The 5895-nt window shown below is 57.9% G+C and carries 7 protein-coding genes; 5 read left to right on the forward strand and 2 right to left on the reverse strand.

What is annotated here, in order from left to right; translation table 11 throughout:
• Positions 1-311: 311 nt before the first annotated feature.
• Positions 312-1277 carry a DUF3592 domain-containing protein gene (locus ASD12_RS24535; protein ID WP_244482964.1) on the forward strand — a complete coding sequence of 322 codons (966 nt, stop codon included), beginning with the start codon at positions 312-314 and terminating at the stop codon, positions 1275-1277.
• Between the two features lie 14 nt (positions 1278-1291).
• Here the strand turns inward: ASD12_RS24535 and ASD12_RS24540 are convergent, their stop codons facing one another.
• Positions 1292-1651, reverse strand: a complete 360-nt coding sequence (locus tag ASD12_RS24540; protein ID WP_056592441.1) for a hypothetical protein — start codon at positions 1649-1651, stop codon at positions 1292-1294.
• Positions 1652-1817: 166 nt separating this feature from the next.
• On the opposite strand from ASD12_RS24540, the gene ASD12_RS24545 reads away from it, so the two are divergent.
• The 4 genes from ASD12_RS24545 to ASD12_RS34415 all read left to right on the forward strand — a co-directional run bounded on the left by ASD12_RS24545 (position 1818) and on the right by ASD12_RS34415 (position 4333).
• Positions 1818-2339: a hypothetical protein gene (locus ASD12_RS24545; RefSeq protein ID WP_056592446.1), complete on the forward strand. Its 522-nt coding sequence runs from the start codon at positions 1818-1820 to the stop codon at positions 2337-2339.
• Between the two features lie 4 nt (positions 2340-2343).
• Complete coding sequence (locus ASD12_RS24550) at positions 2344-2958, forward strand: hypothetical protein (protein ID WP_244482965.1); 615 nt, start codon at positions 2344-2346, stop codon at positions 2956-2958.
• A gap of 124 nt (positions 2959-3082) precedes the next feature.
• On the forward strand, positions 3083-3547 hold the full coding sequence (locus tag ASD12_RS24555) for a DUF488 domain-containing protein (protein WP_056592451.1): 465 nt from the start codon (positions 3083-3085) through the stop codon (positions 3545-3547).
• Positions 3548-4333 (forward strand): hypothetical protein, encoded by a 786-nt coding sequence (locus ASD12_RS34415; protein ID WP_156398648.1) that lies wholly within the window; start codon positions 3548-3550, stop codon positions 4331-4333.
• Positions 4334-4588: 255 nt separating this feature from the next.
• Here ASD12_RS34415 and ASD12_RS24565 read toward each other — a convergent pair whose 3' ends face one another.
• Complete coding sequence (locus ASD12_RS24565) at positions 4589-5761, reverse strand: hypothetical protein (protein WP_056592459.1); 1173 nt, start codon at positions 5759-5761, stop codon at positions 4589-4591.
• Positions 5762-5895: the final 134 nt, after the last annotated feature.

Genomic DNA, 5895 nt, shown 5'->3' on the forward strand with positions numbered 1-5895 from the left:
CGCGTCGCCCTGCGATGCGAAAAGACCGCACGAAACTTCCGCTCAATCGTAAGCTTCGCCGCAGGCCTATGCTTGATCAAATTCGTCCACACGGCCTAGCAGTGCGGTGATAACCATGAGGTCGTAAGTCGACACGCTCGTTCTCCCTTTGGTGACTGTCGAGGAGACAGCATGAGCGGTGCGTGTGCGTTGATCTGGATCAAAGGAAAACGGTCTGTTCCTTTCTGGAGAGGCGGCTTCTCGAAAATACAAGACTTTGCCGTCGCCATGCTGTCTATGTGCAGGCTCCTGCACTTCTGGGGGGAGACGAGTTGGAACTCAAGATCATGCTTGTCGGCTTCGCCTGCGTGGTCGCGGGCATGCTGTCGCTCATCACCTTCCTGAAATGGCGAGAGGTGAAGGCGCTCAGCCGCTGGCTGCCGACACCGGGAAAGATCATCTCCTCGCGCGTCGAGGCCCGTGAGGTGAGACGCTCGGGCGTTGGCTCGAACAGCACTGATACTACCGAAATGCGCAATTTTCCGGCGATCACCTTCGAATACAAGGTCGGCGGCAAGAAGTTTCAAAGCTCGCGCTACAGCGTGAAGGAGAATTTGGGGAATTTCGAAGTCAAGGAGACCCTTGCGCAGTTTCCTCGCGGCGCGGAAGTGACTGTGTTCTACAATCCAGCTGATCCGAGCAAAGCCGTGATCGAGCGCACCATGCCGGACGGCGCCTTCAAGTTCATGGTCCAACTCTCGGCCGGACTGGTGGTCGGCGCACTGGTGCTGGTGTTTTCCGTCGGCGGTGTCCTGGAGGCGATCGGGCCGCATCTGCCCAAGCCGCAGAACCTCGGCGCGGGAGCGCTGCTGCTGTTCATGGGCCTGTTTATCCTGCGCATGGGTTTCGCCCAGAAATCGTTGGCAGAGCAGGCGGCAAAATGGCCGGTCACCGCCGGCCGCATCGATGCCTCGGGCCTGCAGGCGCTCAAAAGCCATTCAGGCTATCGACGCTGGCGCACGGTCTTCAAATCCCGCATCGTCTACTCCTATGGCGTCGCCGGCCAGCGCTACAGCGCCGATCGTGTGACCTTCGGCGCCACCGTAACGGCTTCGCTGCCCGGCCTCGTCGGCGGCCAGGCACGGCAGTATGTCGAAGGCAGCAAGGTCGACGTCCACTATGACCCTGCCAACCCCGCCTCGGCGGTGCTCGAATGCCGCGTGCGCGGACTATGGCTGCTGTGGGTCTGTTCGGCTGGCTTTCTCGGCGGCGCCGCGTTTCTGGTCGGGCTGTTCTGAGGCGATGGACGCCTTCAGCAGCGGACGAGGGGTCCGCTGTCGAAGCCGGGCCAGGTGAACCGCAGCGTGGCGCCATGCCTCACGATATGGATGACGCGCGTGAACGGCTCCTCGAGCGATGGGGCCGCCCCATAGCATTGGCTTGCCAGCACCACCCATCCGGTCGGGCTTTTGCGAAACGTCGCGTGCTCGCAGCCGAATTCGGGAAGCGACAGGGCAGCCTGATCCACAGTGAACACAGTTTCGCGCTGGATGTCGGCGGCCGCATGGCAGTTCAGCCGATCGCTGGACCATGCCCCGATATAGGGCGCCGCCGCCAGTGCCGTGCCACCCGCGAATACGGACATTGCCATCGTCATTGCCAAACGCCGCATCACCTGTCTCCTTCGGCCATTGCGCTTGAGCATACAGACTGTCGCTGTGGGTACAGGACAAGTTTTCGCCCCGGCGCGGATAAACGCGGCCGTTCCGGATTTCGCTTATGCTTTTGCGCGGATGATGCGACTGTGGACCCAGGCAACGCTTTCCCAGAGACATCTGATGCTCATCCGCAAACTCGCCTTCGTTTTCCTGGGCCTGCTCGGCCCGATGCAGGCGGCCTTCGCAAAAGACTGCCTGCTGAGCCACGCCACCTATCGCGAGCCGCGCTCGGGTGCGGTTGTGCAATTTCGGCCGCTCGCCAACGAGCCGGCGGCGCTGACGGCGCAGGTGTTTTCGCTGACCGTACCCAACACCGGCACAAGCCTGCCGGCCGACATCACCTGGACCAACGGCAGGAATTCATTTCCGCTCGGCACCATCCGCCACACCTGCACCGACGACGACCGCGAAGCGGGCCTGCAGGACGGCAGCGGACTGTGCAGGATTTGGATGGGCCAAGTCTATGCCTTGACCGGCGGTGGCGCCGAGCAGCTGAATTCGCGCGAAGCGACACCGGCGCCCAAAGGGCTGCTTTTGCCCGATTTCGGCGTGGCTTTCACCGAAGGAGCCGATTTCGCCAACGCCAATCCAGACGGCTCGGCGTGGGATGCCTTCACCTTGACAGGATGCAGCGATGAATAGCGCCATGAGATCGATCATCTGGGCCAGCGCCCTGCTTGCATCCGCGACGACAATCACCGTGGCGCGTGCGGACGAAGTCGCTCCCCCTCGCCCGCCGATCGACAAATGCGTCTGGGAAAGACTGACGGACAAAAATGTCGGGCTGGCCGCCTGGGTGCAGCGCTGCGACTTCGGCTTCCGCCAGATCCATTTCGAATTCGCCGGCAATGCGCTTGCCATCAAATACAGCGATGGCGGCGCGGCCGACCCTCTTGTCGAGTTGTATGACATCGGGCCCGGCGAAACCGCCGAGGCCGCCTTGCAGCGCCTGTTCCTGGAAAAGACCGACAAGGCCGTCAGCGCCCGCTGCGTGCTGGCGCCTTACACCGAGGGCACCGTGCCTGCCGGCGTCAAACGCTACACATTCAGCCCGGACGCCGCCTATGCGAAAGAGCTGAAAGCGCTTGCCAATCCCGACGAGGTTCCCGAACCACCCTGCGGCGACTGGGGCGAAATGCCTGACGGCATCCAGTATTTCGAGGTGCCGGCGGGTGAGGGGCGCAAGGTGCTGTTCGTGCGGATAGGCCAGGACGAGCCGTTGTTTGACGAGCAGACGCTGCGGGTGTTGCCGGCGGGGTAGGCGCCGGCCGAAGCCAACCGCGATCGCACGGCGTCACTAATGTGCGATCTAGTGATTGATAGTGCGTCACGCTTCGGACAAGTTTGATTGCCTATGACCGTGGTAACAGAAAATGAGATGTCGCATGGCGCTACTGACAATTGGCTACGAAGGTTCTGAAATTGGCGACTTCGTATCCGTACTGAAGGCAGCAAAGGTTGAATTGCTTGTCGATGTGAGAGATTTACCCCTGTCAAGAAAGCCCGGATTCTCCAAAAACTCGCTTAGGAAACATCTCGAAAATTCTGCGATCGACTATCGGCACACAAAAATTCTCGGTGATCCCAGAGAGGGTCGGCTGGCTGCCCGAAGTGGCGATCGGCAGCGGTTCGAGCGAATTTTCAGAAGCCATATCGCTAATGAGGAGGCCGGAAAATTAATCCGTGATTTGGCATTGCAGGCGGAAACAAAAAACATCTGCTTGATGTGTTTTGAAAGGGATCACAAAGACTGCCATCGCTCTATTGTTTGTGAAGAGATATTGAAAATCAGGAAGAGTTCAATTAAAAATCTTGGCGTACCGAAAGGCTTTTGTCTAAAGGCTGCGTGATTGGCATCTCTATCTCAGCGCGACTCGGCGGTGATTTTGGTGAAGGCGGCGCCGCGAGTTGGAGAAACTCACGGGGAGCTGGTCTGTTGTGCAGGGTTAGATTTCAACGGTAACTGGATTCGGCTATACCCAGTAGCTTTTCGGACTCTAGAAGATGCCCAGAAGTTTGGCAGATGGGATACTATAGAGTATGGCTGGAGCCTTCCTAAAGGCGACCACAGAAGCGAGAGCCGAAGGCTGGAGCATCGTTCTCTCGTAATAACGGGCAGTTTATCTGAAAAATCACGAGCTCAATTCTTAGCCAGACATGTTGTTTCCAGTCTTAATACTGAACTGGAACGAGGTCGAAGTTTGGCACTCATTCGACCGCTAAACGCTGAGTTTGTGATTGAAAGAAAAGATCGTGCTACGTTTGAGGAGGAGAAAGCACGATTTCGTAAGTGGCACGATCAAGAGGCGAATAGCCTGTTTGGGTTTCTGGACAAGAGCTTAGTTCCGTATGAACCAGCTCCATTTCTCTTCAAGTATAAATACGAAACGGCAGATGGGTCACGTGAAGGAACTTGTCAGGACTGGGAGATAGAGGCGACTTTTCTCAAATGGCAGCGGCTTTATGGCGAAACAGAAACGTTGCGAAAAATGACGGAAAGATTTGGAGTCGAGTATTCGAAGAAAGGTTTTGTTCTCGCGATGGGGACCCACAAAGCCTATCCGCAGTGGCTTATTAATGGTGTGATCCGGCTCGATCATGGGGTTGAGAACGAAATCCAAGAATCGCTTTTTTGACGGTTTAAATAAATCGGCCCGATCGTACGATCGGGCCGATGGTGTTGCGCTTTATGTGGATGCACCTAAGGTTTGTCGCTGGAAATGATGGCGACGCTGATTTTACTGGGATTTTTCCGCCACATGCGAACCAAACTGTCTCCAGTGCGACCTAAGGTTTGTCTCTGCAGGGTTCCTTCGGGCACAAAAAACCCCGCTCAAGGCGGGGTCGGAAGTAGCGAGCCTGCGTGCAGGCGATGACTTATTATCTGACCGTCATGGGACCAGCGCCAAGATTGGAAGGACGTCCGCACGTCGGTAAATTATTGTGCGGATCATCCCACGGTCGAAAACTGGAAGTACACCTTCTGCTTCCATGATCCGGCAAGCATGCCTTGGCCAAAAACTGACGTTGAGCCGATCGGCCAGTTCCGGGAGCGGAATGTACTCGGCAAGAAATGCAGCAACATCCGTAGGACTGATGAGGCGAGCCTTCCGCCCCCCCCCATACATCTGCTGTACAGAGGACGGTAGAACTCCGAACCCTGTCAGGGCATGCACGGTGTCGATGGCCACGCCGATCCGCTGCGCCGCCTGTCTTGAAGTCAGCCCAGCCAAGGTAGGCCTGGGGACCTTTCGTTTCACCTCATGCGCGTCGACTAAAATTCCGGCAAAGCCCTTGCGTGATGAATCGATGCTGACCCGGTCGAGGCGGCGGTCGCGCAGAAGCGTCACCACGTCGACGTAGCCGGCCACGGCAATTTTGACTGCTCTGGCGATCGAAACGAGGTCAGCGCCTTCACCCTTCTCGTATCGGACACTCTCGAGAAAGCGGTCCAACTCCGCTCTGGAGTACGCCCGCCTTGTCTCGTCGTTTTCCGGGAAGAGGGTGTCGATGAGTTTTGCCTTACGGATCTGGTCCCACTGCACGCGGGTCATGCCCAAATACACCCGAGCGTCTTCGCCGATGATCTCCTCGGCCGCGGCCGAGATTAGATGGTGTGCAGCTTCAACCCGAAACACGACTTGGGAATCTGACATGCCGGTCGTATCCCGATGGACGATGCCCGCTTGCACCAGGAGCTTCCTCAAGCGTTTCGGATGCACCCCGTGTTCCTTCGACGCTGAGTAGATGGAATGCAGGCTTCGGCGAGTGATGGGGCCGAGAAACGTGTCACCCGGACCGAGAGGCTGATGATCGATCGCATGCTCACGGACCCAATCCAGCAATGGCGCGTAGTCTGGGTTCTGGATGTTGCCTCCCAGCCAGGCCATAAATCCGCGGGTCTTGGGTCTTACTGTGGCTGGGTGCGTGCTGTTCCAACTCTCGCAAACCTCGCCAAGGAACTCCTCCAGCGGGGATTGTGCAAGAGCGAAGCCTACAGCTCCCGCTTCAACCTTCTCGATGTCGGTGAGGCTTCCCCACGGCGCGCGCTCGCCGAGCGCCATAGACCAGCCTGTGACGTTCGCCAGCCTCGCTCCGACTGTTGATTTTCACTGAGAACTGACCCGGCATTTCCACCGAGAAGTGACCCGCCTTTCATGTATGTTTCGGTTCGGTGTTGAGGGTCAAGGTTCTGGCT

Source organism: Mesorhizobium sp. Root102 (genome assembly GCF_001425625.1).
In the GTDB taxonomy this organism is placed as follows: domain Bacteria; phylum Pseudomonadota; class Alphaproteobacteria; order Rhizobiales; family Rhizobiaceae; genus Mesorhizobium.

Coding starts and splice junctions, on each gene's coding strand:
- ASD12_RS24540 (WP_056592441.1), bottom strand. CDS start 1,651: ATGCGGCGTTTGGCAATGACGATGGCAATGTCCGTATTCGCGGGTGGC.
- ASD12_RS24545 (WP_056592446.1), top strand. CDS start 1,818: ATGCTCATCCGCAAACTCGCCTTCGTTTTCCTGGGCCTGCTCGGCCCG.
- ASD12_RS24550 (WP_244482965.1), top strand. CDS start 2,344: ATGAGATCGATCATCTGGGCCAGCGCCCTGCTTGCATCCGCGACGACA.
- ASD12_RS24555 (WP_056592451.1), top strand. CDS start 3,083: ATGGCGCTACTGACAATTGGCTACGAAGGTTCTGAAATTGGCGACTTC.
- ASD12_RS24565 (WP_056592459.1), bottom strand. CDS start 5,761: ATGGCGCTCGGCGAGCGCGCGCCGTGGGGAAGCCTCACCGACATCGAG.